This window comes from Pseudomonas schmalbachii (genome assembly GCF_017589465.1).
GTDB lineage: Bacteria > Pseudomonadota > Gammaproteobacteria > Pseudomonadales > Pseudomonadaceae > Pseudomonas > Pseudomonas schmalbachii.
On record NZ_JAELYA010000005.1, the window covers coordinates 212,294 to 236,359 of the forward strand.

General features: G+C 65.9%; 17 protein-coding genes, 2 tRNA genes and 2 pseudogenes. 10 read left to right on the forward strand and 11 right to left on the reverse strand.

Annotated elements, in window-relative coordinates; genetic code table 11:
• Positions 1-164: 164 nt before the first annotated feature.
• The 5 genes from JFY56_RS14565 to JFY56_RS14585 all read right to left on the reverse strand — a co-directional run bounded on the left by JFY56_RS14565 (position 165) and on the right by JFY56_RS14585 (position 5,200).
• On the reverse strand, positions 165-713 hold the full coding sequence (locus JFY56_RS14565) for a cytochrome b (RefSeq protein WP_208314555.1): 549 nt from the start codon (positions 711-713) through the stop codon (positions 165-167).
• A 151-nt stretch (positions 714-864) separates the two neighbouring features.
• The gene (locus tag JFY56_RS14570) at positions 865-2,139 is read right to left on the reverse strand and encodes a virulence factor family protein (RefSeq protein ID WP_208314556.1); all 1,275 of its coding nucleotides are present in this window, start codon (positions 2,137-2,139) and stop codon (positions 865-867) included.
• A gap of 1 nt (position 2,140) precedes the next feature.
• On the reverse strand, positions 2,141-4,774 hold the full coding sequence (gene mprF / locus JFY56_RS14575; RefSeq protein WP_208314557.1) for a bifunctional lysylphosphatidylglycerol flippase/synthetase MprF: 2,634 nt from the start codon (positions 4,772-4,774) through the stop codon (positions 2,141-2,143).
• Between the two features lie 157 nt (positions 4,775-4,931).
• Positions 4,932-5,008 (reverse strand) — tRNA-Met (locus tag JFY56_RS14580).
• Between the two features lie 115 nt (positions 5,009-5,123).
• A tRNA-Met gene (locus JFY56_RS14585) sits at positions 5,124-5,200 on the reverse strand.
• Between the two features lie 398 nt (positions 5,201-5,598).
• On the opposite strand from JFY56_RS14585, the pseudogene JFY56_RS14590 reads away from it, so the two are divergent.
• Both JFY56_RS14590 and JFY56_RS14595 read left to right on the forward strand, forming a co-directional pair.
• A pseudogene (locus JFY56_RS14590) lies at positions 5,599-5,799 on the forward strand (Arm DNA-binding domain-containing protein); the annotation flags it as partial.
• 61 nt (positions 5,800-5,860) lie between these two features.
• A pseudogene (locus JFY56_RS14595) lies at positions 5,861-6,289 on the forward strand (DNA adenine methylase); the annotation flags it as partial.
• A gap of 174 nt (positions 6,290-6,463) precedes the next feature.
• Here the strand turns inward: JFY56_RS14595 and JFY56_RS14600 are convergent.
• Both JFY56_RS14600 and JFY56_RS14605 read right to left on the reverse strand, forming a co-directional pair.
• The gene (locus tag JFY56_RS14600; RefSeq protein WP_208314558.1) at positions 6,464-6,958 is read right to left on the reverse strand and encodes a hypothetical protein; all 495 of its coding nucleotides are present in this window, start codon (positions 6,956-6,958) and stop codon (positions 6,464-6,466) included.
• 408 nt (positions 6,959-7,366) lie between these two features.
• Entirely contained in the window at positions 7,367-8,221 is an 855-nt protein-coding gene (locus tag JFY56_RS14605) for a hypothetical protein (RefSeq protein WP_208314559.1), read from the reverse strand.
• 255 nt (positions 8,222-8,476) lie between these two features.
• Here JFY56_RS14605 and dinB point away from each other — a divergent pair, with 255 nt between their 5' ends.
• From dinB to gcvT, 5 genes are all read left to right on the forward strand, one after another.
• A complete protein-coding gene (gene dinB, locus JFY56_RS14610) occupies positions 8,477-9,532 on the forward strand; it encodes a DNA polymerase IV (protein ID WP_208314560.1) in 1,056 nt (351 codons plus the stop codon).
• Positions 9,533-9,675: 143 nt separating this feature from the next.
• Entirely contained in the window at positions 9,676-11,202 is a 1,527-nt protein-coding gene (locus JFY56_RS14615; RefSeq protein WP_208314561.1) for a sigma-54-dependent transcriptional regulator, read from the forward strand.
• Positions 11,203-11,567: 365 nt separating this feature from the next.
• Entirely contained in the window at positions 11,568-11,945 is a 378-nt protein-coding gene (gene gcvH, locus JFY56_RS14620; protein WP_208314562.1) for a glycine cleavage system protein GcvH, read from the forward strand.
• A gap of 14 nt (positions 11,946-11,959) precedes the next feature.
• On the forward strand, positions 11,960-14,824 hold the full coding sequence (gene gcvP / locus JFY56_RS14625; protein WP_208314563.1) for an aminomethyl-transferring glycine dehydrogenase: 2,865 nt from the start codon (positions 11,960-11,962) through the stop codon (positions 14,822-14,824).
• A gap of 130 nt (positions 14,825-14,954) precedes the next feature.
• Positions 14,955-16,079 (forward strand): glycine cleavage system aminomethyltransferase GcvT, encoded by a 1,125-nt coding sequence (gene gcvT / locus JFY56_RS14630; RefSeq protein ID WP_208314564.1) that lies wholly within the window; start codon positions 14,955-14,957, stop codon positions 16,077-16,079.
• A 128-nt stretch (positions 16,080-16,207) separates the two neighbouring features.
• Here the strand turns inward: gcvT and JFY56_RS14635 are convergent, their stop codons facing one another.
• Genes JFY56_RS14635 through JFY56_RS14650 form a run of 4 tightly spaced genes read right to left on the reverse strand, consistent with a single transcriptional unit; the run spans position 16,208 to position 20,857 of the window.
• Positions 16,208-16,609 carry an META domain-containing protein gene (locus JFY56_RS14635; protein ID WP_208314565.1) on the reverse strand — a complete coding sequence of 134 codons (402 nt, stop codon included), beginning with the start codon at positions 16,607-16,609 and terminating at the stop codon, positions 16,208-16,210.
• The gene (locus JFY56_RS14640) at positions 16,606-17,046 is read right to left on the reverse strand and encodes a hypothetical protein (protein WP_208314566.1); all 441 of its coding nucleotides are present in this window, start codon (positions 17,044-17,046) and stop codon (positions 16,606-16,608) included. Before JFY56_RS14640 ends, JFY56_RS14635 begins: the two co-directional genes overlap by 4 nt.
• Before the next feature lie 37 nt (positions 17,047-17,083).
• Positions 17,084-18,073 carry a 2-hydroxyacid dehydrogenase gene (locus JFY56_RS14645; RefSeq protein WP_208314567.1) on the reverse strand — a complete coding sequence of 330 codons (990 nt, stop codon included), beginning with the start codon at positions 18,071-18,073 and terminating at the stop codon, positions 17,084-17,086.
• A gap of 12 nt (positions 18,074-18,085) precedes the next feature.
• Entirely contained in the window at positions 18,086-20,857 is a 2,772-nt protein-coding gene (locus JFY56_RS14650) for a response regulator (RefSeq protein WP_208314568.1), read from the reverse strand.
• A 145-nt stretch (positions 20,858-21,002) separates the two neighbouring features.
• Between JFY56_RS14650 and JFY56_RS14655 the strand changes: the two genes are divergently transcribed.
• From JFY56_RS14655 to cysM, 3 genes are all read left to right on the forward strand, one after another.
• The gene (locus tag JFY56_RS14655) at positions 21,003-21,713 is read left to right on the forward strand and encodes a response regulator transcription factor (protein WP_208314569.1); all 711 of its coding nucleotides are present in this window, start codon (positions 21,003-21,005) and stop codon (positions 21,711-21,713) included.
• Position 21,714: 1 nt separating this feature from the next.
• Positions 21,715-23,061 (forward strand): HAMP domain-containing sensor histidine kinase, encoded by a 1,347-nt coding sequence (locus tag JFY56_RS14660; RefSeq protein ID WP_236032705.1) that lies wholly within the window; start codon positions 21,715-21,717, stop codon positions 23,059-23,061.
• A gap of 101 nt (positions 23,062-23,162) precedes the next feature.
• The gene (gene cysM, locus JFY56_RS14665; RefSeq protein ID WP_208314571.1) at positions 23,163-24,062 is read left to right on the forward strand and encodes a cysteine synthase CysM; all 900 of its coding nucleotides are present in this window, start codon (positions 23,163-23,165) and stop codon (positions 24,060-24,062) included.
• Positions 24,063-24,066 lie beyond the last annotated feature (4 nt).

A 24,066-nucleotide genomic window follows, 5' to 3' on the forward strand; every position in this document is an offset into this window, starting at 1 on the left:
GCACCAACCTACGCGGGTTCTGGCCCAGCCATGCAGATTCCTGTAGGAGCGAGGGGGACGCCCAGTCCGATGCTCGCGAACATCGGCCCCGCAAAAGCTTCGCGAGCAGAGCTCGCTCCTACAGGTGTGTGCCGCCCTGTAGGAGCGGGCCATGCCCGCGAAACTTATCCCCGTCCCGGCAGCATCCGCACCAGGGTGTTGTCGCGGGTGACGAAGTGGTGGAACAGCGCTGCCGCGGCGTGCAGGCCGATCAGCCAGTAGCCGAGGACGGCGACGGTTTCGTGCAGTTCCTTGATTTCCCCGGCCAGGTCGGGGTTCTTGCCGATCAGCGCCGGCAGTTCCATGCCCCAGAACGGGATCGGCTTGCCGGCGGCGCTGAGGATCAGCCAGCCGGCGAAGGGCAGGCCGATCATCAGGATATACAGCGCCAGATGCATCAGCTTGGCCAAGGCGCTCTGCCAACTGGGCATGGCCGGCTCGATGCGCGGTGTCGGGCTGATCATGCGGGCGATCAGGCGTACCCAGACCAGGGCGAAGACGGTCAGGCCAAGCATGAAATGCCAGTGCTTGAGCAATTCGCGGGTTTCGCTGCCCTTGGGGAAGTTGCCTTTCAGCTCGATGGTGGCGTAGACGCCGGCGATCAGCACCAGCATCAGCCAGTGCATGGCAATGGAAAGACCGCCATAGCGGTTCGCAGTATTCGTCTGGCTCATCACGGTTCCTCTGAGGCTAAGAATGGTCCGCTCTAGGTGGCGGATATGGCCGATCATGTCGGCTCAGGATTAAGCGAGCCTGAACTCCGACCCCTTCGCTGAAGTGGCGGTTCGCCATACCCGACCGCCGGTAGATTGCCATCAGCGGCGGCTAGCCCTCGCTGGCCGGCACCTGGCGGGCGCGGATGGCATTCACCAGGCGCTTGGCCAGCGCCGGATAATCCTCGTCGAAGTGGTGCCCGCCGGGCAGTTGCAGGTTCTCGCCGACGGACTGCGGCTGGGTGCAGCCGCTCTCGTCCTTTTCCTCGATGCCGTACACACAGAGCACCTTCGGACCCGGCAGATGGGCCATCTCCGGACCGGTGGCGGCTTCGCTGCCAGCCTTGCCGAGCCAGCCTTCCACTTCGATCTCGAAGCTGCCGCTGCGGGCAAAGGCGATCAGCAGCAGGGCGTCGACCTCCTTCTGCTCTGCGCTCGGCAGGCGGTTGTAGATCGCTGGCAGCACGTCGGCGCCGAACGAATAGCCGGCCAGCACGAAGCGCTTGGCGCCCCATTTTTCGCGGTAGTGGCGCATCAGCATGGCGAGGTCGGCGGCGCTCTGATCGGGCGTCTTGTGTTCCCAGTAGTAGCGCAGCGTATCGACGCCCACCACCGGATAGCCGAGCTTGGCCATCTGCTCCGCCACCGCGCGGTCCAGGTCGCGCCAGCCGCCGTCGCCGGAGTAGAACAGGGTGACGGTTTCCGACGGCTTGGCGGCGGGCACCTCGACCACCGGGAAGTCGTCGCCGCTGCCCTGCAGCAGGTGGCGCAACTGGTTGTCCAGCACCTTCGGCAGCGGTGTGTCGTAGTCGGCGATCACCGTCTCGGCGTTCTTCAGGCCACGGGCGAAGCGCGCGCTGGCGTCGTCCGGGTTGTCGTTCCAGGCGGCGATCCACTGGCCGTGGGCGGCGTTCTGCGGCAGCGACGTGGCGGCGCAGTCCGGCTTGTCGAGGGCGAAGCCGACCGACAGCGCGGCGGCCTTGTCGTCGCTCTGTCCGGCCAGCCAGCGCCAGGCATAGGCGGCGCCGGCGTCGATGCCGGCGACCAGGGTGGCGGGGCCGTCGAGCAGCTCCAGCCCGGCCTGGGTGCGCTGCTGCTGCACCGCGCAGTCCTTGTTCGGGAACACCAGTTGCACCACCCGGGCACCGCTGTCGTGGGCGAGGGCGAGCAGTTGCGCGTCGTCCAGCTTCTGTTCCTGCGGCACCGCCAGCAGTACCCGCGCGTTCGGCTGCTTGCCGGGGATGGCGACGGTCGCCGGGCTGCCGTCGGGCAGCGTGCGCTGTTCCAGCCGGGCCTGCGAAGCGGGGCGGCTCCACAGCAGCAGGCCGATGGCGACGACGATTGCGATCAGTACGATGAGAAAATGACGCCAGCGACGTTTCAGCATTTCAGCGTTTCACCAGTCCAGTCAGGCCGCCGGCGATCAGGGCGGCGGTATCGGCCAGGGCCACCAGCGGATCGAGTCCGGCGGGCACGGCCATGTAGCGGGGTTCCCAGTCGGGCTGGAACTTGTCCTTGAAGCGGCGCAACCCCTGGAAATTGTAGAACTGCTCGCCGCGGTGGAAGACCAGCGCGCCGAGGCGCTGGGTCAGCGGCGCACCGCGTCGCGGCTGCAGGCCGGCGAGCGGCACCATGCCGAGGCTGAAGCGCGCGTGGCCCTGCGCCTTGTAATGCAGGATCAGGCCGAGCATGAGGAACTCCATGGTCATCTTCGGCGCCTCCGGATGCGCGCGCATCAGGTCGAGGCTGGCCAGTTCGCTGCCCTGCGTCTCCAGCAGGTTGACGAAGGCGACCGCGCGGCCCTGGTGACGGACGATGGCGATGCGGAAATGGCGCAGGTATTCCGGGGTGAAGCGGCCGAGGGAGAAGCCCTTCTCGCGCACGTTCTTGCCGCCCAGCCAGGCGTCGGAGATCGCCTTCAGCTCTTCCAGCGGCGCCTGCCCCGGTTCATGGAACTCGATGGCCAGGCCGTCGCGCTGGCTGCGGTTCCAGGTGTAGCGCAGGTCCTTCATGTCCTTGCCCTTGCTCTCCAGGTCGAAGCGGCGCAGGTCGACCCGCGCCTCCTCGCCGAGCTTGAGGGCGGTCAGGCCGATGTCCATGTAGAACGGCAGGTTCTCCGCGCGTACCTGGTAGAACACCGGGCGCGCGTGGTGCTGGTCGCAGAGGTCGCGGAACTGCCAGATCAGCTCGGCGCGGGCCTGCGCCGGGCCGATCGGGTCGAACAGCGCCACCAGGCTGCGGCCGCGGCGGGCGTACATGAGGAAGGCGTCGTCGCCGGGATGGAACAGCAGCGCCTTGTCGCCGGACAGCGCCAACCCGCCGTCCGGCTGGTCGGACTGGCTGAGGATGCGCGCGGCGCGCTGCAGTTCGGCTTCGTCCGGCTCGTGGATGGTCGGCGGCTCGGCGCGCAGCAGCCAGGTCAGTGCCACGGCGGCGAGCAGCAGGCAACTGCCGAGGGTGGCGCGCAGGCCGCGCGGGGCGTCGGCGTCGAGGGCGAACTGCCACCAGAGTTCGTGGCTGTAAGGCACGTCCTGATAGGCGAACAGCAGCAGCCAGACGGACGCGCCGATCACGCAGACGGCGGCGGCCAGGTAGAGCGGCGAGAAGGGCAGTTCCAGCAGCCGGCTGCGGCGGTAGAAGGCGTTGCGGAACACCACCAGCAGGAGCGCGGTGATCGACAGGATCGACGCTTCTTCCCAGTCGAAGCCCTTGAGCAGCGACAGCGCCGCGCCGCTGAGCAGCAGCGCCAGGGTCAGCGCCCAGGCCGCCGACAGGCGCCGGCGCAGGCCGTGGGCGAGCAGCAGGCAGAGCACGCCGATCAGGCTGGCGGCGAAGTGCGAGGCGTCGATCAGCCGGTGCGGCACCAGGAAACCGAGTTCTTCCAGGCGGGTATCCACGGTCGGCGTGGCGCCGGAGAACAGCAGGACGATGCCGGAGATGAACACGAACAGCGCCAGTACTGGCGCTGCCAGGCCGGAGGCGACCCGCAGCGCCTGGCTGGTCGCCAGCGCGCGGCGGGCCTCCAGTACGAGCAGCAACAGGCAGGCGACGATCAGTGGCAGCACCACGTAGATCAGCCGGTAGAGCAGCAGTGCGGCGGCCAGCGGCGCGGCGCCCAACTGGTTGGCGAAGGCGGCCAGCAGCACCGCCTCGAACACCCCGACGCCGCCGGGTACGTGGCTCAGCACGCCAGCGGCGAGGGCGATCAGGTAGACCAGCAGGAAGGCTCCGAAGGGCGGCGCCTCGGGCAGCAGGAGATAAAGCACGGTCGCGGCCGCTGCCACGTCCAGCGCGGTGATCAGCAGTTGCAGCAGCGACAGGCGCAGCCCGGGCAGCCGAATGGTGCGGCGGGCGACGCGCACCAGATGGCTGTCCGGCGAGGGCTGCTCCGGCAGCCGGCGACGCTCGATGCCGATCACCAGCAGGCCGCAGAACAGCAGCACGCCGACTGCCAGCACGGCCACCAGCCACTGCGGCAGGTGCAGCGCCTGGGCGGCGGAGCCGAGGTCGCTGAGCGCGGCCAGCGCGGCCAGCGGCGGCAGTGCACAGCCCAGCGAGAGGCTGGCGAACAGGGTCATCCGCGCCACTTCGCCGGCGCTCACACCGTTGCGTGCATACAGGCGATAACGCACCGAGCCGCCGGAGAGGATCGACAGGCCCACCGCATTGCCGATGGCGAAGGCGGTGAAGCCGCCGGTCAGCAGCAGCGGCGTCGGCAGTTTCACCCCGGCGAAGCGGCTGGCGGACCATTCATAGCCGAGCAGGATGATGAAGCCGATCACCGCCGCCCCCAGCGCGCCGAGGAGCGCCGAGGTCGGCACGGCGAGCACGGCGTCGTGCAGGGAATCCGGATCGATCTCGCGCAGCAGGTGATAGCAGGCGACCAGCGCCAGGGCGAAGAGCAGGAGGGTGAAGGCCAGGGTGATGGGCTGGCGGTACGCGCTGAACTTCTCCAGCAGGCGCTGCATGGAGGAGTGCGGGGCAGTGGCTGGAGCTTCTGGAGCGGAAGAGTTGGCGCGCATTTGGCACCTCATGGAATGTGCGCGACAGATTAGGGGCGCTGCTGCGAATTCCAAGCCCCCCGCAGCAGTATTTTTAGCTGGGAAAGTCGTTGTCGGCGCTTCGTGGCTTTTTTCGCCACAACGAAAAAAGCCACTCGATTGAGTGGCTTTTCCGAATTGGTTGCGGGAGCTGGATTTGAACCAACGACCTTCGGGTTATGAGCCCGACGAGCTACCAGACTGCTCCATCCCGCGACGCCAATTCTACGCGGATGAAGGTCGTTGTCAATCGATTTCTTCTTTTTAATCAAGAATTTAAATCGAGCCCAAACGAAAAAGGCCACTCCGAAGAGTGGCCTTTTCATGAAACTGGTTGCGGGAGCTGGATTTGAACCAACGACCTTCGGGTTATGAGCCCGACGAGCTACCAGACTGCTCCATCCCGCGCCGGCCATTCTACTCAGGAGCGACCCCCTGTCAATCGAAAGTTTGGAAAAAGTGTTTTTTCTTCAGATATTTAGCTGTGCAGAAGGCGATTGCGACGGATTCGCTTTCGCTGGCAACTCACCCGGCCGCAGCGGCCGGCGCGCTCTGGAGTATGATGCAACGCTCCATGCGCCTTCCCACCCCGGCGCGCCCTGACCGCCTGCCGCCATGTCCCAGCGAAAGATCATCCACATTGACCGTGATCGTCGTTCTTTGAGGGTTTTTCGCGTTCGCCTCGTCCGCGCGGGCCGCGCTGCGCGCGGCTTTAGCGTTCGCTGACGTTCGCTGGCGTGCTGTTCCAGCCCTGTAAAAAGCGGGTATTTAAGCGGGGAATATTTCCCTGATAGGTGATACCCGCTATGTCCCTAACCGATATCCAGATCCGACAGGCGAAGCCGGGCGATAAGCCCCGCAAGCTCAGTGATGCGCGAGGACTATTCATAGAAATCCGTCCGACTGGAGCGAAATACTGGCGGTACCGGTACAAAATCGACGGAAAGGAGAATGTGTTTGCCTTGGGCGAGTATCCCGAGATGGGGCTTGCTGAGGCAAGGGCCGAGCGTGACAAGGCCCGAGCGCTGGTCAAGCAAGGCAGGCACCCGGCGCACGTACGCCGCACCGACCTTCGGCACCGCTACTACGGGCCCGGCCATCAACCTGCTGCGTATCGAGGAGAACCTGTCTGCCGCCTGGCAGCGGCTTGCTGGGACCTACGTGGAAAACCTGCCCTGGCTGGATTGCACAGAGCGTTATGACCGGCCGCATACTTTCTTCTACATGGACCCGCCGTACTGGCAGACCGAAGGGTACGGGGTCGCTTTCGCATTCGAGCAGTACGAGCAGATGGACGACTTCATGCGGCGTTACAAGGGTAGGGTGATGGTCAGCATCAACGACCATCCCGATATCCGCCGCGTGTTCGACGGCTTTCACATCGAATGCCTGGATATTCGCTATAGCAACACCAACCAGCGCCAGGGTAAGGCGGAGGTCACTGGCGAGCTGGTGATCATGAACTGGGAAGCGGGGGCGTTTGGCGGGTTGTTTTGACTTTCGGTGGGGGATGATCAGTAGGCAGCTGGGAACAGTTGCCTACTGATCTTCAAAGTTACTGCCGGCTTGGCGGGTCGTAGCTTTTTTTCACCCACTCAACATGTGCCGGTTCCGGTGGAGGCGGTGGTGGCGGTGGAGGCTCGTTGTTCTGAGGTGAGCTCTTCGGATCAGTCATTGTGTAAGCTCCATTGCAATGTGCAGCACCGCGGTTATAGCAAGCATGCAGGCGCTTATCACTATTTCTGTGTAGGCGTGTTGCAAGGCGACTGACTTCTGGTCGATGGCTTCGGATAGTGCCGATAGGGTCGCGCGATAGCACTTGAAAATGTACTGGTTCTGGTGATCCTCACCGACGACCTTCAGCCAATCGGCAGTCGCAGGACTCTTGGGCATCGTGGGTATGTCACCCACCTTCAGCGACAGCAGTGCATGCCCCCAAGCACAACAGATCGTGAATGAACCGAGGAGGAAAGTGATCAATGCCAGCCAAAGGGCAGGGTGGTTGGGGTGGAAGATCGCTCCGGAATTCATGCCCGCTACGGCAGTGAGCGCGGCTATGACCGCCGTGATGAATGTCAGGAGCTTCGCGCTCTTGTTTTCGAGATGATCGAAGCGGGTCTTTTCTTCGTTGTACCGCTCTTTGAGGTATTCGTTCGTTGCCTTCATCTCGATGACCCGCGCAGCCAGGGTGGCCCATTTAATGAGGCTGGTAACGTCTCTGCAAGATCATATCTGCTGTATTAGGTACGCCCCTTTGTGGGCCGAACTGTTGACCTCGACGCTGACCTGGAACCATTCGAAGGCTTCGGCTGGTTCGCTCTGCTGAAGCATCAGCTGTTCGGCACGCCCCTTCGGGGCGCTCGAGTCCAGCCATTCCGCGACAAGATCCGGCGGCGTCCTCGATGTCCGCGCCCGCGCGGCGGGATCGGCTGCTCAAGGCGTGCGACGTCAGCGACGAGCGGGGCGTCGACCGGCGAAGGACCGAGCACCTCAATACCCAAGACATCAAGACCGCCCGGGACCTCGCTCAGGCCGACGCCTGGACGCTCCGAAAGGCAGCAGCCGAATATGGGCTTATCCTTGGTCTCTAAGTGTTCTAAGCCGGGCGCTCAACTCTGCCTCTAACTGCTGAGTGCCTTGCTCGTTATCGTGATAGCGAATATGTCGGAGGTGGGCAATGTCGAATGGGATATCAGCCGCGCTTTGGGTAATGATCACGACTTCTTTCCCCAGGGTATGCGCTATGCCCATTTCATAGAACACGTTTGGGTTCTTTCCGGTGCAATCACATACAACGATTGCGGCTTGGTCGATGAGCGCTACCACGTCTTGGATAATTGCAGGGTGATCCCAGCGATTGTCTGCCCGGTCGCTGCGCATGCCATTGGCTGTCGCGGCGCGTTGTATCGCTCCCCAAACTGCATCGAATCCAGCAAAAGGCATCATCGCCGAAAGCAGGTCGGGATTTACGCTCTGGGGTGAATCAAGCTGAAACACGCTCGGCTGCCGGGATGGCCGGCGCCATTCAGTCATTAATGCTCGGAATAGGTCGGCGTCTTTGATGGCCCAATGACTATGTTCAAAAGGTCCGAAACCCCTTCTGGGAAGGTCAATGCCAAGCGCGGGAGCAAGCGCTAGCAGGTCTGCGTGTGGAATAGGCGGGACATCAGGGTCATAACGATATTCAATAATTGCGTTATGACCTTGAACACGGACATTGGTTATCTCTCCAATGCGCGCGAACTGGCCTGCGCCATCGCGATAGGTTTCTTCGGCGAAAAGGGCAGGAAGTCTCTTGAGACGCTCAAAGTTCGGTCGCGTGCCGTCTTGAAATTCTTGCTCTTGCTCGGAGGTAATGTAGATGCGACCGAGGGGGACATTATCTCGCCGGCCGTTCCAGCCTCCGGCCATGACTAACAAGTTGAACATCGGCTCCGATCCTGACCAGTGATGTTCGCGCTATTTAACTGGTACGCACTGATTGAGCGCAACTGGAGGGCGCGATTTCTGTTCGGATTGCTGAGATACAATGGTATCTGCGCTTGGTAGGCGCTACCGTTGATCGGTTTTTTGTGGTGCGGGTGCGCTTGCTTGGGCGCCCTGGCCCAGTAAACGAAAAAGCGGGTATGGTGTCGGGTAATAGTAGACGTTCTTTCTGTGTTTTTTGTTATTTTTCATATACTTATGAAGAAAAGAAAGATCATCCACATAGATTGCGACTGCTTCTACGCCGCCATCGAGATGCGCGACGATCCGGGGCTGGTCGGCAAGCCGCTGGCTGTCGGCGGTTCGCCGGACAAGCGCGGGGTGGTCGCCACCTGCAACTACGAGGCGCGCGTCTACGGCCTGCATTCGGCGATGCCGATGCGCACGGCGGTCAAGCTGTGTCCGGACCTGACCATCGTGCGGCCGCGCATGGATGTCTATAAAGGAGTGTCGCGGGAAATCCACGCGATCTTCCGCGACTACACCGAGCAGATCGAGCCGCTGTCGCTGGACGAGGCCTATCTCGACGTTTCCGACAGCCCGCATTTCTCCGGCAGCGCCACGCGCATCGCCCAGGACATCCGCCGGCGGGTCTGGGAGTCGCTGCATATCACCGTGTCGGCCGGGGTGGCGCCGAACAAGTTCCTCGCCAAGATCGCCAGCGACTGGCGCAAGCCCAACGGCCTGTTCGTCATCACGCCGGACGAGGTGGAGGATTTCGTCGCCGCGCTGCCGGTGAAGAAGCTGTACGGCGTCGGCAAGGTGACGGCGGAGAAGCTCGCCCGGCTCGGCATCAATACCTGCCTCGATCTGCGCGACTGGTCGCGCATCGCCCTGGCCAGGGAGTTCGGCAGTTTCGGCGAGCGGCTGTGGAGCCTGGCGCGGGGCATCGACGAGCGCCCGGTGGAAGTGGACAGCCGGCGGCAGTCGATCAGCGTGGAAAACACCTTCGAGCACGATCTGCCGGATCTCGCCGCCTGCCAGGACGAACTGCCCAGCCTGCTGGGCGAGCTGGACCGGCGCATGTGCCGGCTGGACAGCAGCTATCGCCCCGGCAAGCCGTTCATCAAGCTGAAGTTCCACGACTTCACCCAGACCACCCTGGAGCAGGCCGGCGCCGCCCGCGACCTGGACAGCTACCGGCTGTTGCTGAACCAGGCCTTCCAGCGCGGCAACAAGCCGGTGCGGCTGATCGGCGTCGGCGTACGGCTGATCGACCTGCGCGGCGGTCACGAACAGCTCAGCCTGTTCTGAATCCCTCTCTTTATTAACGCCGGGGCCGGGCGTGGAAAACGCCGTCGCCACGGTGGACAATGCACCCGCGCTATTCAGGCGATGGGTATCGCTGCGCTAGACCCATCCTACTTACCTTGCAGGAACCAGCCGAAGGACCCGTCATGCGCATCCACGTCACCTTCACCGATCGTGTCGGCATCACCCAGGAAGTCCTGGCATTGCTTGGTGCGCGCAATCTCAATCTCGACGCGGTGGAGATGATCCCGCCGAACGTCTACATCGACGCGCCGACCCTTAGCCAGGCGGTGCTCGACGAACTGTACGACGCGCTGCTGCGGGTGAAGGGCGTACAGGCGGTGGAGCTGGTGGACATCCTGCCGGGCCAGCGCCGGCGCCTGCAGCTCGATGCGCTGCTCGCGGCCATGAGCGACCCGGTACTGGCGGTGGACGGACAGGGCCAGGTGCTGCTGGCCAATCCGCGCCTGATCGAACTGCATGGCCGCGAGCCGTCCGGCGAACCGCTGTCGAACCTGTTCGACGATCCCGGGCTGGCGCAGAGGCTGATCAGAAAGGGCTTCCGCCTGCCGATGTGTGAGGTCAGCTTCAAGGGCCAGGCGCTGCTGCTGGATGCCACGCCGATCCACGGTGGCGCCGACCTGGCCGGTGGCCTGCTGACCCTCTATCCGCCGAGCCGGATCGGCGAACGCCTGTCCTCGCTGCATCGCGACCACGTCGACGGCCTGCAGGGGCTGATCGGCCGCTCGCAACCGCTGGCGCAGCTCAAGGCGCGCCTGCACAAGGTCGCCGGGCTGGATGCGCCGGTGCTGATCCAGGGCGAGACCGGTACCGGCAAGGAACTGGTGGCGCGCGCCTGCCACGCCTTGAGTGCCCGCCACGACGCGCCGTTCCTCGCGCTGAACTGCGCGGCGCTGCCGGAAAGTCTCGCCGAGAGCGAACTGTTCGGCTACGCCGCCGGCGCCTTTACCGGCGCCCAGCGTGGCGGCAAGCCGGGCCTGCTGGAACTGGCCGATCGCGGCACGGTATTCCTCGACGAAGTGGCGGAGATGTCGCCGTACCTGCAGGCCAAGCTGCTGCGCTTCCTCAGCGACGGCTGCTTCCGCCGCATCGGTGGCGACCGCGAGCTGCGTGTCGATGTGCGGGTGCTCTGCGCCACCCACCGCAACCTGGAGCGGATGGTCAACGAGGGCGGTTTCCGCGAGGACCTCTATTACCGCCTCAACGTGCTCAGCCTGCCGGTGCCGCCGCTGCGCGAGCGCGGCCAGGACATCCTGCTGCTGGCCGAGCATTTCCTCCGCCAGGCCTGCACGCAGATCCAGCGCCCGCTGTGCCGGCTCGCCCCGGCGACCCATCCGCTGCTGCTCGGCAATCGCTGGTCGGGCAATGTCCGCCAGTTGCAGAACGTGCTCTTCCGCGCCGCGGCGATCTGCGAGGACGAGCTGATCGACTGCGATGACCTGGAACTGGCGGGCACGGAACTGAACACCCAGCAGGACGAACCCGGGGAAATCACCAGCCTCGAAGAAGCGGTGCAGGACTTCGAGAAGTCGCTGCTGCAACGGCTGTATGCCTCCTATCCCTCCACCCGGCAACTGGCCGCCCGCCTGCGCACCTCGCACACCGCCATCGGCCAGCGGTTGCGCAAGTACGGCATCGGCTCCGGACGCTGATCCAACCGTAGGTTGGCCACGTAGGTTGGCGCTGAGCTTGCGAAGCCCAACGGTGCCAGGGCTCGGCAGTTGTTGGGCTTCACTGCGTTCAGCGCCAACCTACGGGTGTCCGGCATTGGAGTGAAATCGTTCCATTGGAGCGAATTCGCTCCATGGCGTGCAGGGCCGCATATTGCATGGTTGCGACCTTTATTTGTCCGAAAACGACTGGAGCGATTTCGTTCCGTTAGTTTCTGCTCCGGTATTTTTATAAACTCATAACTATTTGATTTTGAAAGTATTTATTGAGTTGGCATCGGCCTTGCTCTCGTGTCCCGCCTGTCGAGCCGTTTTCGCGGTCGCTGTTGATAACAAGAGGAAGACTCATGAGCACTCTGCGCTTTACCCAAGACCATGAATGGCTGCGCCTGGAAGCGTCCGGCGAAGTGACCGTCGGCGTCACCGTCTATGCGCAGGACGCCCTCGGCGACGTGGTCTTCGTCCAACTGCCGGAACCCGGCCGGTACGCACAGGGCGACGAGGTGTCGGTGCTGGAGTCGGTGAAGGCCGCCAGCAGCATCCTCATGCCGCTCGCCGGCGAGGTCGTCGAAGTCAACCAGGTGCTGGTCGACACTCCCGAACTGGTCAACCAGTCGCCCATGCAGGACGGCTGGTTCTTCCGCATCCGCCCGGAAAATCCCGAAGCCCTCGGCGACCTGATGGACCAGGCCGCCTACGACAGCTTCCTCTCCAACAACGCCTGATTCCGGGGGACACCATGAGCAACGCACATCTGCCACTGGGCACCGAAAACGAATTCATCGCCCGCCACATCGGCCCGCGCGACGCCGACATCGCCACCATGCTGGCGCTGACCGGGCATGACTCGCTGGACTCGCTGACCGCCAGCGTCATCCCCGAGAGCATCAAGGGCACCAGCGTGCTCGACCTGCCGGCAGGGCAGGGCGAGGCCGACGCGCTGGCCGCGATCAAGGCCATCGCCGCGAAGAACCAGCAGTTCCGCAATCACATCGGCCAGGGTTACTACCCCTGCCACACGCCGGCGCCGATCCTGCGCAACCTGCTGGAAAATCCGGCCTGGTACACCGCCTACACCCCGTACCAGCCGGAGATTTCCCAGGGCCGTCTGGAATCCCTGCTGAACTTCCAGACCCTGATCGGCGACCTCACCGGCATGCAGATCGCCAACGCCTCGCTGCTCGACGAGGCCACCGCCGCCGCCGAGGCCATGACCTTCTGCAAGCGCCTGTCGAAGAACAAGGCGCCGGCCTTCTTCGTCTCCCGGCATTGCCACCCGCAGACCCTCGACGTGCTGCGCACCCGTGCCGAGCCGCTGGGCATCGAGGTGGTGATCGGCGACGAAGCCGCGCTGGAAGACTTCTCCGGCTACTTCGGCGTACTCCTGCAGTACCCGGCCAGCACCGGCGAGATCGGCGACTACCGCGCGCTGGTGCAGCGCGCCCATGCTGCCGGCGCCCTGGTGGCGGTGGCCGCCGACCTGCTGGCGCTGACCCTGCTCACCCCGCCCGGCGAGTTCGGTGCCGACGTGGTGCTCGGCAGCGCCCAGCGTTTCGGCGTGCCGCTCGGCTTCGGCGGCCCGCACGCGGCCTTCTTCGCCACCCGCGATGCCTTCAAGCGCGACATGCCGGGCCGTCTGGTCGGCATCTCCATCGACCGCCACGGCAAGCCGGCCCTGCGCCTGGCCATGCAGACCCGTGAGCAGCACATCCGCCGCGAGAAGGCCACCAGCAACATCTGCACCGCCCAGGTGCTGCTCGCCAACATCGCCAGCATGTACGCGATCTACCACGGCCCGCGCGGCCTGAGCGGCATCGCCCGGCGCGTGCACCGCCTGACCTCGATCCTCGCCCAGGGTCTGAAGCAACTGGGGCACACGGTCGAGCAGCAGCACTTCTTCGATACCCTGAGTGTCGTCACCGCCAACCCGGTGGACGAAATCCATGCCGCCGCGAACGCCCGCAGCATCAACCTGCGCGTGCTGGACGAGCTGCGCGTCGGCCTGTCGCTGGACGAAACCTGCGACCAGGCCAGCGTCGAGGCGCTGTGGGCGGTATTCGCCGGCCCGGGCCGCAGCCTGCCGGACTTCGCCGCGCTGGCCGCCGCGACCGGCGACTGCCTGCCGCCGGAGCTGCTGCGCGAGACGCCGTTCCTGCAGCACCAGGTATTCAACCGCTATCACTCGGAAACCGAGCTGATGCGCTACCTGCGCAAGCTGGCGGACAAGGACCTGGCGCTGGACCGCAGCATGATCCCGCTGGGCTCCTGCACCATGAAGCTGAACGCCGCCAGCGAGATGATCCCGATCACCTGGCCGGAATTCGGCAGCCTGCATCCGTTCGCCCCGGCCGAGCAGGCCCAGGGCTACCTGGAGCTGACCGGCGAACTGGAAGCCATGCTCTGCGCCGCCACCGGCTATGACTCGGTATCCCTGCAGCCGAACGCCGGCTCCCAGGGCGAGTACGCCGGCCTGCTGGCGATCCGCGGTTACCACGCCAGCCGTGGCGAGTCGCAGCGCGATATCTGCCTGATTCCGTCGTCCGCCCACGGCACCAACCCGGCGACCGCGCAGATGGCCGGCATGCGCGTGGTGGTGGTGACCTGCGATGCCCGCGGCAACGTCGATGTCGACGACCTGCGCCGCAAGGCCGAGGAGCACCGCGAACGCCTCGCTGCGCTGATGATCACCTATCCGTCCACCCACGGCGTGTTCGAGGAACGGATCCGCGAGATCTGCGCGATCACCCACGACAACGGCGGCCAGGTCTACATCGACGGCGCCAACATGAACGCCATGGTCGGCCTCTGCGCGCCGGGCAGGTTCGGCGGCGATGTCTCGCACCTGAATCTGCACAAGACCTTCTGCATCCCCCACGGCGGCGGCGGTCCGGGTGTCGGCCCGATCGGCGTGAAATCCCACCTGGCGCCGTTCCTGCCCGGCCACGGGCACATGCAGCGCAAGGCCGGCGCGGTCAGCGCGGCGCCGTTCGGCAGCGCCAGCATCCTGCCGATCACCTGGATGTACATCCGCATGATGGGCGGCGAAGGCCTCAAGCGCGCCTCGCAACTGGCGATCCTCAGCGCCAACTACATCGCCCGTCGCCTGGAGGAGCACTACCCGGTGCTCTACACCGGCGAGAACGGCCTGGTCGCCCACGAGTGCATCCTCGACCTGCGTCCGCTCAAGGACAGCAGCGGCATCAGCGTCGACGACGTCGCCAAGCGCCTGATCGACTACGGTTTCCATGCGCCGACCATGTCCTTCCCGGTGGCCGGCACGCTGATGGTGGAGCCCACCGAGAGTGAGTCGAAGGAAGAGCTGGACCGCTTCTGCGACGCCATGATCGCCATCCGCGAGGAAATCCGCGCGGCGGAAAACGGCGAGCTGGACCGCGACGACAACCCGCTGAAGAACGCCCCGCACACCGCGGCGGAGCTGGTCGGCGAGTGGACTCATCCCTACAGCCGCGAGCTGGCGGTGTACCCGACCGCGAGCCTGATCGACGGCAAGTACTGGCCGCCGGTGGGCCGCGTGGACAACGTCTACGGCGACCGCAACCTGGCCTGCGCCTGCGCGCCGATGTCGGCCTACCAGGAGGCCTGACGGCCTCCGTCACGGCTGGCTTTGGCAGGAGCCGGCCCGCTGGCGGAGCAGCGCTTCGCCAGCGGGCCGCAGTGCTTGACTGACACCTGTTCCCTTGCGAAGAAAGGGTTCAACCAGATTGGAGATTCCCATGACCAGCGAGACCCTCGCCAAGACCCCGCTGCACGCCCTGCACCTCGAACTCGGGGCGCGCATGGTGCCCTTCGCCGGCTACGACATGCCGGTGCAATACCCGCTCGGCGTGCTCAAGGAGCACCAGCACACCCGCGCGGCGGCCGGCCTGTTCGACGTCTCGCACATGGGCCAGATCATCCTGCGCGGGCCGGATGCGGCGCGCGCCCTGGAAAGCCTGGTGCCGGTGGATATCGTCGACCTGCCGCCGGGCCTGCAGCGCTATGCCATGTTCACCGACGCCAATGGCGGCATCCTCGACGACCTGATGGTCACCAACCTCGGTGACGACACCCTGTTCCTGGTGGTCAACGCCGCCTGCAAGGAACAGGACCTGGCCCACCTGCGCCAGCATATCGGCGACCGCTGCGCCATCGACTGCCTGTTCGAATCCCGCGCCCTGCTTGCCCTGCAGGGGCCGAAGGCGGTGGACGTGCTGGCGCGCCTGGCGCCGGAAGTGGCGAAGCTGACCTTCATGCAGTTCGCCCGCGTGAACCTGCTGGGCAGCGACTGCTTCGTCAGCCGCTCCGGCTATACCGGCGAGGACGGTTTCGAAATCTCGGTGCCGGTCGAACAGGCCGAAACCCTGGCGCGCGCCCTGCTGGCCGAGCCGGAAGTCGAAGCCATCGGCCTTGGCGCCCGCGACTCGCTGCGCCTGGAAGCCGGCCTGTGCCTGTACGGCCACGACATGAGCACGGCGACCACGCCGGTCGAAGCCAGCCTGCTCTGGGCCATCTCCAAGGCCCGCCGCGCCGACGGCAGCCGGGCCGGCGGTTTTCCCGGCGCCGAGCGGATCTTCGCCCAGCAGCGGGACGGCGTCGCCAGCAAGCGCGTCGGCCTGCTGCCGCAGGAACGCACGCCGGTGCGCGAGGGCGCGGAAATCGTCGATGCCGACGGCAAGGTCATCGGCCAGGTATGCAGCGGCGGCTTCGGCCCAACCCTGGGCGCGCCGCTGGCGATGGGCTACGTGCAGGCCAGCCACGTGCCGGTGGGCAGCGAAGTGTGGGCGGTGGTACGCGGCAAGCGCGTGCCGATGAAGGTGGCGAAGACGCCGTTCGTCGAGCAGCGCTACTACCGCGGCTGAGCGCAGGAGCCTTGCCTCTTCGTAGGTTGGGCTGAGGTACGAAGCCCAACGATCCTGTCCCGGTGCGTGCTGACGTTGGGCTTCGCTGCGCTCAGCGCCAACCTACGGTGTGTTGCCGGCCGGGACTGTCACTTGTCTTCCGGCCACAGGCGGATCGCCTTGCCGTTCGCCGGCCAGAGGTACAGCTGGCCCTGTTCGCTGAAGTCCCAGCGCCGGACTTCGCCGAGCGCGGCGAGGAAGCGCTGTTCCTGTTCCATCAGCGCCGGGGCGCACATCTTGCGGGTGCTGCCGGCCTGGCCGAAGGTCAGGTTCTCGCCGTCCAGGGTGTAGCCGGCGAACCAGTGGTTGCAGCCGGCGTTGCCGTAGGCGCGGCCCTTGCCGTCGAGGGTCAGGGTCAGGTGGCTGTAGTCCATCAGCGGGCGCTCGCCGATCCATTCGACGCGGTAGGTCTTCTCGGTTTCCAGCTTTTCATGGCTGGCGCAGCCGGCGATGAGCGTCGCCGCGGCGGTGACGGCGATCAGGGCTTTCATGCGTTCTCCTTGGCCTTGCAGTCCGGGCAGTAGTGTTTTCCCTGGGCCTGTTTCCAGCCCAGTTCGGCGATGCGCGCTTCGGCAGCCGGCTGTTGCGCGGGCTTGCCGAGGCTGGCGTCGACGGCGAATTCGAAGTCCAGCTGGGCGCCGCAACCGTCGCAGTTGACCTGCCACTGGTGGATGGCCAGTTCCTTGAAGACCGGTCCTTTCGCCACCGCCGTCCACTGTCCCGGCGGATTGATCAGGTGACGGACCTTCTCCACCTCCAGGGTCATGCTCAGGCTGCGGCTGCCCTTGAGGCTGACCAGCAGGGTATCGCCGATCTGGATCGAGCCGCCGGTGCCGGTGACCTGGTAGCGGCCGGGCAGCAGCGCGCGGCATTCGCTGAGGGTGTGTTGCGGGTTGAGCAGGGTGTAGCGGAAGTCGTGCTGGGCCATGGTTCCTCCAGAAAGCGCGCGAAATGCTAGCACGCCATCAGCCGTTCACCTGATTCACCGGCGCGCCTTTGCGCCAGGCGGCGATGTTGTTCAGGGTGGTTTCGGCGATGGCGGCCAGGGCTTCGTTGGTGAGGAAGGCCTGGTGCGCGGTGATGATCACGTTGGGGAAGGTCAGCAGGCGGGCCAGCACGTCGTCCTGCAGCGGCAGGTCGGAACGGTCGGCGAAGAAGATGTCGGCCTCTTCCTCATAGACGTCCAGGCCGAGGTAGCCGAGCTGGCCGCTCTTCAGCGCCTCGATCAGCGCCGGGGTGTCGACCAGCGCGCCGCGGCTGCTGTTGATCAGCATCGAGCCGCGCTTCATGCGCTGCAGGCTGTTGGCGTTGACCAGGTGGCGGGTGGCGTCGTTGAGCGGGCAGTGCAGGCTGATGATGTCCGACTCGCCGAGCAGCCGGTCGAGGTCGACGAACTGCCCGCCGATGGCCTCGACTTCCGGATTCGGGTAGGGATCGTAGGCCAGCACGCGGCAGCCGAAGCCGGCCATGATGCGGGCGAACACCACGCCGATCTGCCCGGTGCCGATCACGCCGACGGTCTTGCCGAACAGGTCGAAGCCGGTCAGGCCGTGCAGCGAGAAGTCGCCTTCGCGGGTGCGGTTGTAGGCGCGGTGCAGGTGGCGGCAGAGCGCCAGGACCAGGCCGACGGCGTGTTCGGCGACGGCGTAGGGCGAATAGGCCGGCACCCGCACCACGGCCAGCCCGAGCGCCCTGGCGGCGGCCAGGTCGACGTGGTTGTAGCCGGCCGAGCGCAGGGCGATCAGGCGCGTGCCGCCGGCGGCGAGCTGTTCCAGCACCGGCCGCGAGAGATCGTCGTTGACGAAGGCGCAGACCACTTCGAAGCCCATCGCCAGGGCCGCCGTGTCGAGGCGCAGCGGCGCCTGCTGGAAATGCAGCTCGAAGCCGTGCTGCGGATTGGCGGCGAGGAAGCTCTCGCGGTCGTGGTTCTGGCTGCTGAACAGGATGATGCGCATGGATCGCTGGCCTCAGTGCGTGTCGTGGGGCTGGCTGGGCGTCAGGCCGGCCTGGCTTTCCGCCGTGCGCGCCAGTTCGGCGATGGCCTGGTCGAGCGCGTCCAGCGCAGCCGGTAGTTCGGGATCGTTCTGCTTGAGCAGGGTTTCGCAGCGGTGGCAGGCCGCGCGCAGTTGCGGCACGCCGCAGTAGCGGGTGGCGCCGTGCAGGCGGTGGATGCGTTCGAGCAGGGTGGCGCGGTCGCCGCGCTCGCGGGCCAGGCGGATGGCCTGGCGGTCGGCGCCCAGCGAGGCGAGCAGCATCGCCAGCATGTCGGCGGCCAGGTCGACCTTGCCGGCGGCCAGGCGCAGGCCTTCTTCCGGGTCGAGCACGCGCAGTTCGCTGGACGGTGTGCTGCGTGGCGCCTCCGCGCGCGGGCTGCCGAGGGGCAGGCCGGCCCACTTGAGCACCACCTGCGAGAGCTGGCGTTCGTCGATCGGCTTGGTCAGGTAGTCGTCCATCCCGCCCTGCAGCAGCGCGCGCTTCTCGCTGGCGAGGGCGTGGGCGGTGAGGGCGATGATCGGCACCGGCGCGACTTCCCGCTCGGCTTCCCACTGGCGGATCGCGAGGGTGGCCTGGCGGCCGTCCATGCCGGGCATCTGCACGTCCATGAAGACCAGGTCGTAGCGCTCGCGCTGCACCGCCTCGACCGCCTCCATGCCGCTGCTGACGGCGGTGACCTGGGCGCCGAGGTCGCCGAGCAGGGTCTGCACCAGCATGAGATTGGCCGGGTTGTCGTCGACGCAGAGCAGGTGCGGGGCATTGCGCGCCACGCTGCCGACCGGTTTTTCCTTGCGCACCGGGTGCAGGTGCAGCAGGTCGTTCAGCGCCTGCTGCAGCTTGCGCGAGCAGGCCGGCTTGCTCTGCACCTGGTTTTCCGGCAGCACGGCGTTGTACTGCGCCTGCTCGATGGTCGGGCACAGCACCAGGCTCTTGCAGCCCTGGGTTTCGAACTGGCGGATGGCCTGGCGCAGCATCTCCGGCGGATGGGTCGTGGCACACACGCCGAGCACGGCCAGGGTGATCGTGTTCTCGTCGTCCGGCGCGTCGAGCGCCGCCTGCACGCCTTGCAGGTCGTCGAACTCGCTGACCTGCAGGCCGCAGTCTTCCAGCTGGTGGTGCAGGGCGTTGCGGGTCAGTTCGTGGGGTTCGTAGAGGGCCACGCGATGGCCGCTGGCCAGCGGCAGCAGGATGTCGTCGGTATCGTGGCGGGCCTTTGGCAGGCTGAGGCTGATCCAGAATTCGGAGCCTTCGCCGGAGTTGCTTTCCACGCCGATCTCGCCGCCCATGTGCTCGATCAGGCGCTTGGATATCACCAGCCCGAGCCCGGTACCGCCGGCCTGCCGCGACAGCGAGTTGTCGGCCTGGGTGAAGGCCTGGAACAGCGCGCGCACGTCGGCGTTGCTCAGGCCGATCCCGGTGTCCTTGACGCTGATGCGCAGCTGCGCGCGCTCGTCGTCTTCGTCCTCGACCATGGCGCGCACGGAGATGCTGCCTTCGTGGGTGAACTTGATGGCGTTGCTCACCAGGTTGGTCAGCACCTGCTTCAGGCGCTGCGGGTCGCCGATCAGGTGCAGCGGGGTGTCGCGGTAGATCAGGCCGACCAGTTCCAGGTGCTTCTCGTGGGCGGACGGGGCGAGGATGGTCAGGGTGTCCTGGATCAGCTCGCGCAGGTTGAACGGGATGTTCTCGAGGATCAGCTTGCCGGCCTCGATCTTCGAGAAGTCGAGGATCTCGTTGATGATTCCGAGCAGGCTGTCGGCGGACTTCTGGATGGTCCCCAGATAGTCGCGCTGGCGCCGGGTCAGTTCGCTTTTCTGCAGCAGGTTGGTGAAGCCGATGATGCCGTTGAGCGGGGTGCGGATCTCGTGGCTCATGTTGGCGAGGAACTCGGACTTGATCCGGCTCGCCTCCAGGGCCTCCTTGCGCGCCAGGTCCAGCTCGATGTTCTGGATCTCGATGGTCTCCAGGTTCTGCCGCACGTCCTCGGTGGCCTGGTCGATGTTGTGCTGCATTTCCTCCTGCGCGCTGTGCAGCGCAGCGGCCATGCGGTTGATGCCGGCGGCGAGCTCGTCCAGCTCATGGCTGCCGAGGGGCGGCAGGCGGGTTTCCAGGCGGCCTTCCTTGAGCTGCGCGACGCCCTGGGCGATCTCCCGCAGCGGGGCGCTGATCGCCCGGCTCAGGCGCAGGGCGAGGAGGGCGGTGACCACCAGGCCGGTAGTGATCAGCAGCAGGCTGGCGAACAGGCTGCGATAGCCGCGCAGCAGGGTGCCGTGGTGCGACAGCTCCAGCTCCACCCAGCCGAGCAACTGCTCGTCGTCGTGGGACGGATCGCCGGAATAGCTGCGGTGATGGCCGAGCACCGGCAGCAGGAAATGCGTGGTGTCCAGGCTGCTGGCCATGCTCATGTGGCTGCCGTTGCCGCTCGGCAGCGGCGTGAGGATGCTCGGGCCGGCATGCGCCAGGCGCACCCGCTCCGGGCTGAGGAAGGTCACCGCGCGGACGTCCTGCTGGTCCAGCGCCTCGTTGGCGATGTGCTGCAGCACGGAGCGGTTGCCCTGCGCCAGGGCGGAGGCGGACAACGGCGCCAGTTGCTCGGCGATCAGTTGGCCACGCTCGATCAGCTGGGCGCGCAGGTCGGACAGTTGCACCCAGGTGAAATAACCGCCGAGCACCATCGCCAGCAGGCAGGCGGGCAGCAGGGTGAGCAGGAGGACTCGCCCCTTGATGCCGAGATCCTTTAACACGCGTGTCCTCCGGGACTGTCGTTTTTGCGCAGTGTAGCGGTTTGCCGGGGCGGAAGCTGCGCCACTGGCCGGCTGTCCAGTCGGCTTGCCGTCACTATGACCATCGGGAATAATTACTTAGATTGCTAATTAATCTCAATTGCCAATGAATGCGCTTACTGACTCATCACGGCATCTGCTGATCGTCGAGGACGACCCGGTGCTCGGTTCGCACCTGTCCGATCACCTGCAGGGGCGCGGTTTCGCCGTGGACTGGTGCCGCGATGGCGCGGAGGCGATCGACTGTGCCCGTTCCGGGACCTTCGACCTGATCCTCATGGACATCATGCTGCCCGGCCGCAGCGGGCTGGACATCCTGCGCCAGTTGCGCCGCGAGCAGCGGGTGCCGGTGATCCTGATGTCGGCGCTGGGTGCGGAGCAGGATCGCATCGCCGGCTTTTCCCAGGGCGCCGACGATTACCTGCCCAAGCCGTTCAGCCTGGCGGAACTTGGCGTGCGCATGGAGGCCATCCTGCGCCGGGTTGCGCTGGAGCGCGGCAGCCCGCTGCCCATGGAGGATGACGCCAGCCTGTACTTCGATACGGGCGCCTGCGACGTCAGCCTGGATGGCTGCCGGGCCGGCCTGACCGCCTCCGAGTACCGTCTGCTGGAAACCTTTCTCGGCAGCGTCGGGGAAACCCTGAGCAAGGCCTTCCTTTATCAGCATGTGCTGAAGCGCGGCTACACCGCTCACGACCGCAGCCTGGACATGCATGTCAGCCACCTGCGCCGCAAGCTGCAGGCCATCGGCTACGTTCGCCACCAGCTGCGCACGGTGTGGGGCAAGGGCTACGTGCTGTCCCGCGAGGAAGCCTGAATTGCCCGGACGTCATTCGCTGTTCTGGAAGATGGCGGTCGCCCTGGTCGCACTGTGCCTGCTGGTGATCTGGCTGTCCTGGACCTGGGGCCGGCAGGTCGAGCGGGAAAACTACTTCCTCTCCCAGGAGGCCCGCGACGTGCTCGGCGGCTATGCCCGGGAAGCCGAACAGGTCCTGCGGCGCGGTGGCGACGAGGGCGTCGATGAGTGGCTGGGGCAGATGCGCAGTCGCGAGGATGGCTGGATTGCAGTGGTCGATGGCCGCCTGCAGGCCGTCGGCAGCCAGCAGTTGAGCGCCGAGGAAGTGACCCGCCTGACCTTCCTGCGCGGCCTGCACTGGCCGATGAGTGCACGCTCCAGGGGGCGTCCGTATATCGGTATCCCGTTCCCCGAACACCCTACCGACGGACGCCTGGTGATCCAGTTGCCGGAACGCTTCATGCCCGGGGGCTTTTCCCCGCTTCTGCGCTTCCTCACCCATGGCGTGGTGCCGGGCGGGCTGGCCATGCTGCTGTGCGTGCTGCTCTACCAGCAACTGATCCATCCCCTGTCGCGCCTGCGCGAGCACGCCAATGCCTTGCGCGGCGATGACCTCGGTTCCGGCATCGCCCGCGAAGTCAGCCAGCGGCGCGACGAGCTGGGCGAGCTGGGCAGCGCCTTCGACCACATGGCCGGGCGCCTGCGCGGCCATATCGCGTTCCAGCGCCAGTTGCTGCGCGACCTGTCCCATGAGTTGCGCACGCCGCTCAGCCGGCTGCGGGTGGCGACGGAAAGCGAGCTGCCGGACGACGTCCTGCGCCAGCGCGTAGAGCGCGACGTGGAGGTCATGCAGCGGCTGGTGGAGAACACCCTGGAGCTGGCCTGGATGGATACCGAGCGGCCTGTGCTGCCGATGGAGCCCATCGACGTGGCCTCGCTGTGGGAGATGCTGGTGGAGGACGCCTGCTTCGAAACCGGCTGGCCGGCGGCGCGCTTCCGCCATGAACTGCCGGCCGACTGCGTGGTGCACGGCCATCTCAACAGCCTGGCGAAGGCCCTGGAAAATCTCCTGCGCAACGCCATCCGCCATTCGCCGGAAGACGGCAGCATCCTGCTCGCCGGCCGGGCGGAGGGCTCGCAGTGGCATCTCTGGCTGCAGGACCAGGGCGAGGGCGTGGCGTCGGAGGATCTGAAGCGTATCTTCCTGCCCTTCACCCGCCTGAATGCCGCCCGCTCCGGCGAAGGCTTCGGGCTCGGCCTGAGCATCGCCCGCAGCGCCGTGCGCCTGCAGAGTGGCCAACTCTGGGCGGAATGCGGCAATCCCGGGCTGCGCGTACATCTGCGTCTGCCCCGGGCGTCGGCGGTTTGAGGTACTGACAGGTTTTGTTCGGAACTTTCCTTATAGAGAGTTCCGGTTTGCCGTTATCATAGATGGCCTTTCCCACCGTCGTTCCGCAACCGAGTACGTTCATGACCGTGCAGTACCCGACCATCGCCGACTGCGTCGGCAATACCCCGCTGGTGCGCCTGCAGCGCATGCCGGGGGAAACTTCCAATACCCTGCTGGTGAAGCTCGAAGGCAACAATCCGGCGGGTTCGGTGAAGGACCGTCCGGCACTCTCGATGATCAATCGCGCCGAGCTGCGCGGCGATATCCGTCCCGGCGACACGCTGATCGAGGCGACCTCCGGCAACACCGGCATCGCCCTGGCGATGGCGGCGGCGATCAAGGGCTACCGGATGATCCTGATCATGCCGGACAACTCCACCGCCGAGCGCAAGGCAGCGATGACCGCCTACGGCGCCGAACTGATCCTGGTGAGCAAGGAGCAGGGCATGGAAGGCGCCCGCGACCTGGCCGACCAGATGCAGCGCGAAGGCAAGGGCAAGGTCCTCGACCAGTTCGCCAACGGCGACAACCCGGAAGCCCACTACTACAGCACCGGGCCGGAGCTGTGGCAGCAGACCGACGGGACGATTACCCATTTCATCAGCTCCATGGGCACCACCGGCACCATCATGGGCGTGTCGCGCTACCTCAAGGAGCAGAACCCGGCGATCCAGATCGTCGGCCTGCAGCCCACCGAAGGCTCGGCTATTCCGGGCATTCGCCGCTGGCCGCAGGAATACCTGCCGAAGATCTACGACGCAGCCCGCGTCGACCGTGTGATCGACATGCCGCAGGGCGAGGCCGAGGACGCGATGCGTCGCCTGGCCCGCGAGGAAGGCATCTTCTGCGGCGTCTCGTCCGGCGGAGCGGTGGCGGCGATGCTGCAGCTGTCGCGCGAAGTGGAAAACGCCGTGATGGTCGCGGTGATCACCGACCGCGGCGACCGCTACCTGTCTTCCGGCCTGTTCGACCAGCGCTGATCCG

Bases quoted from the DNA above. Each gene is read 5' to 3' on its own strand.
- JFY56_RS14565 (WP_208314555.1), bottom strand. From the start codon at position 713: ATGAGCCAGACGAATACTGCGAACCGCTATGGCGGTCTTTCCATTGCC.
- JFY56_RS14570 (WP_208314556.1), bottom strand. From the start codon at position 2,139: ATGCTGAAACGTCGCTGGCGTCATTTTCTCATCGTACTGATCGCAATC.
- mprF (WP_208314557.1), bottom strand. From the start codon at position 4,774: ATGCGCGCCAACTCTTCCGCTCCAGAAGCTCCAGCCACTGCCCCGCAC.
- JFY56_RS14600 (WP_208314558.1), bottom strand. From the start codon at position 6,958: ATGAAGGCAACGAACGAATACCTCAAAGAGCGGTACAACGAAGAAAAG.
- JFY56_RS14605 (WP_208314559.1), bottom strand. From the start codon at position 8,221: ATGTTCAACTTGTTAGTCATGGCCGGAGGCTGGAACGGCCGGCGAGAT.
- dinB (WP_208314560.1), top strand. From the start codon at position 8,477: ATGAAGAAAAGAAAGATCATCCACATAGATTGCGACTGCTTCTACGCC.
- JFY56_RS14615 (WP_208314561.1), top strand. From the start codon at position 9,676: ATGCGCATCCACGTCACCTTCACCGATCGTGTCGGCATCACCCAGGAA.
- gcvH (WP_208314562.1), top strand. From the start codon at position 11,568: ATGAGCACTCTGCGCTTTACCCAAGACCATGAATGGCTGCGCCTGGAA.
- gcvP (WP_208314563.1), top strand. From the start codon at position 11,960: ATGAGCAACGCACATCTGCCACTGGGCACCGAAAACGAATTCATCGCC.
- gcvT (WP_208314564.1), top strand. From the start codon at position 14,955: ATGACCAGCGAGACCCTCGCCAAGACCCCGCTGCACGCCCTGCACCTC.
- JFY56_RS14635 (WP_208314565.1), bottom strand. From the start codon at position 16,609: ATGAAAGCCCTGATCGCCGTCACCGCCGCGGCGACGCTCATCGCCGGC.
- JFY56_RS14640 (WP_208314566.1), bottom strand. From the start codon at position 17,046: ATGGCCCAGCACGACTTCCGCTACACCCTGCTCAACCCGCAACACACC.
- JFY56_RS14645 (WP_208314567.1), bottom strand. From the start codon at position 18,073: ATGCGCATCATCCTGTTCAGCAGCCAGAACCACGACCGCGAGAGCTTC.
- JFY56_RS14655 (WP_208314569.1), top strand. From the start codon at position 21,003: ATGAATGCGCTTACTGACTCATCACGGCATCTGCTGATCGTCGAGGAC.
- cysM (WP_208314571.1), top strand. From the start codon at position 23,163: ATGACCGTGCAGTACCCGACCATCGCCGACTGCGTCGGCAATACCCCG.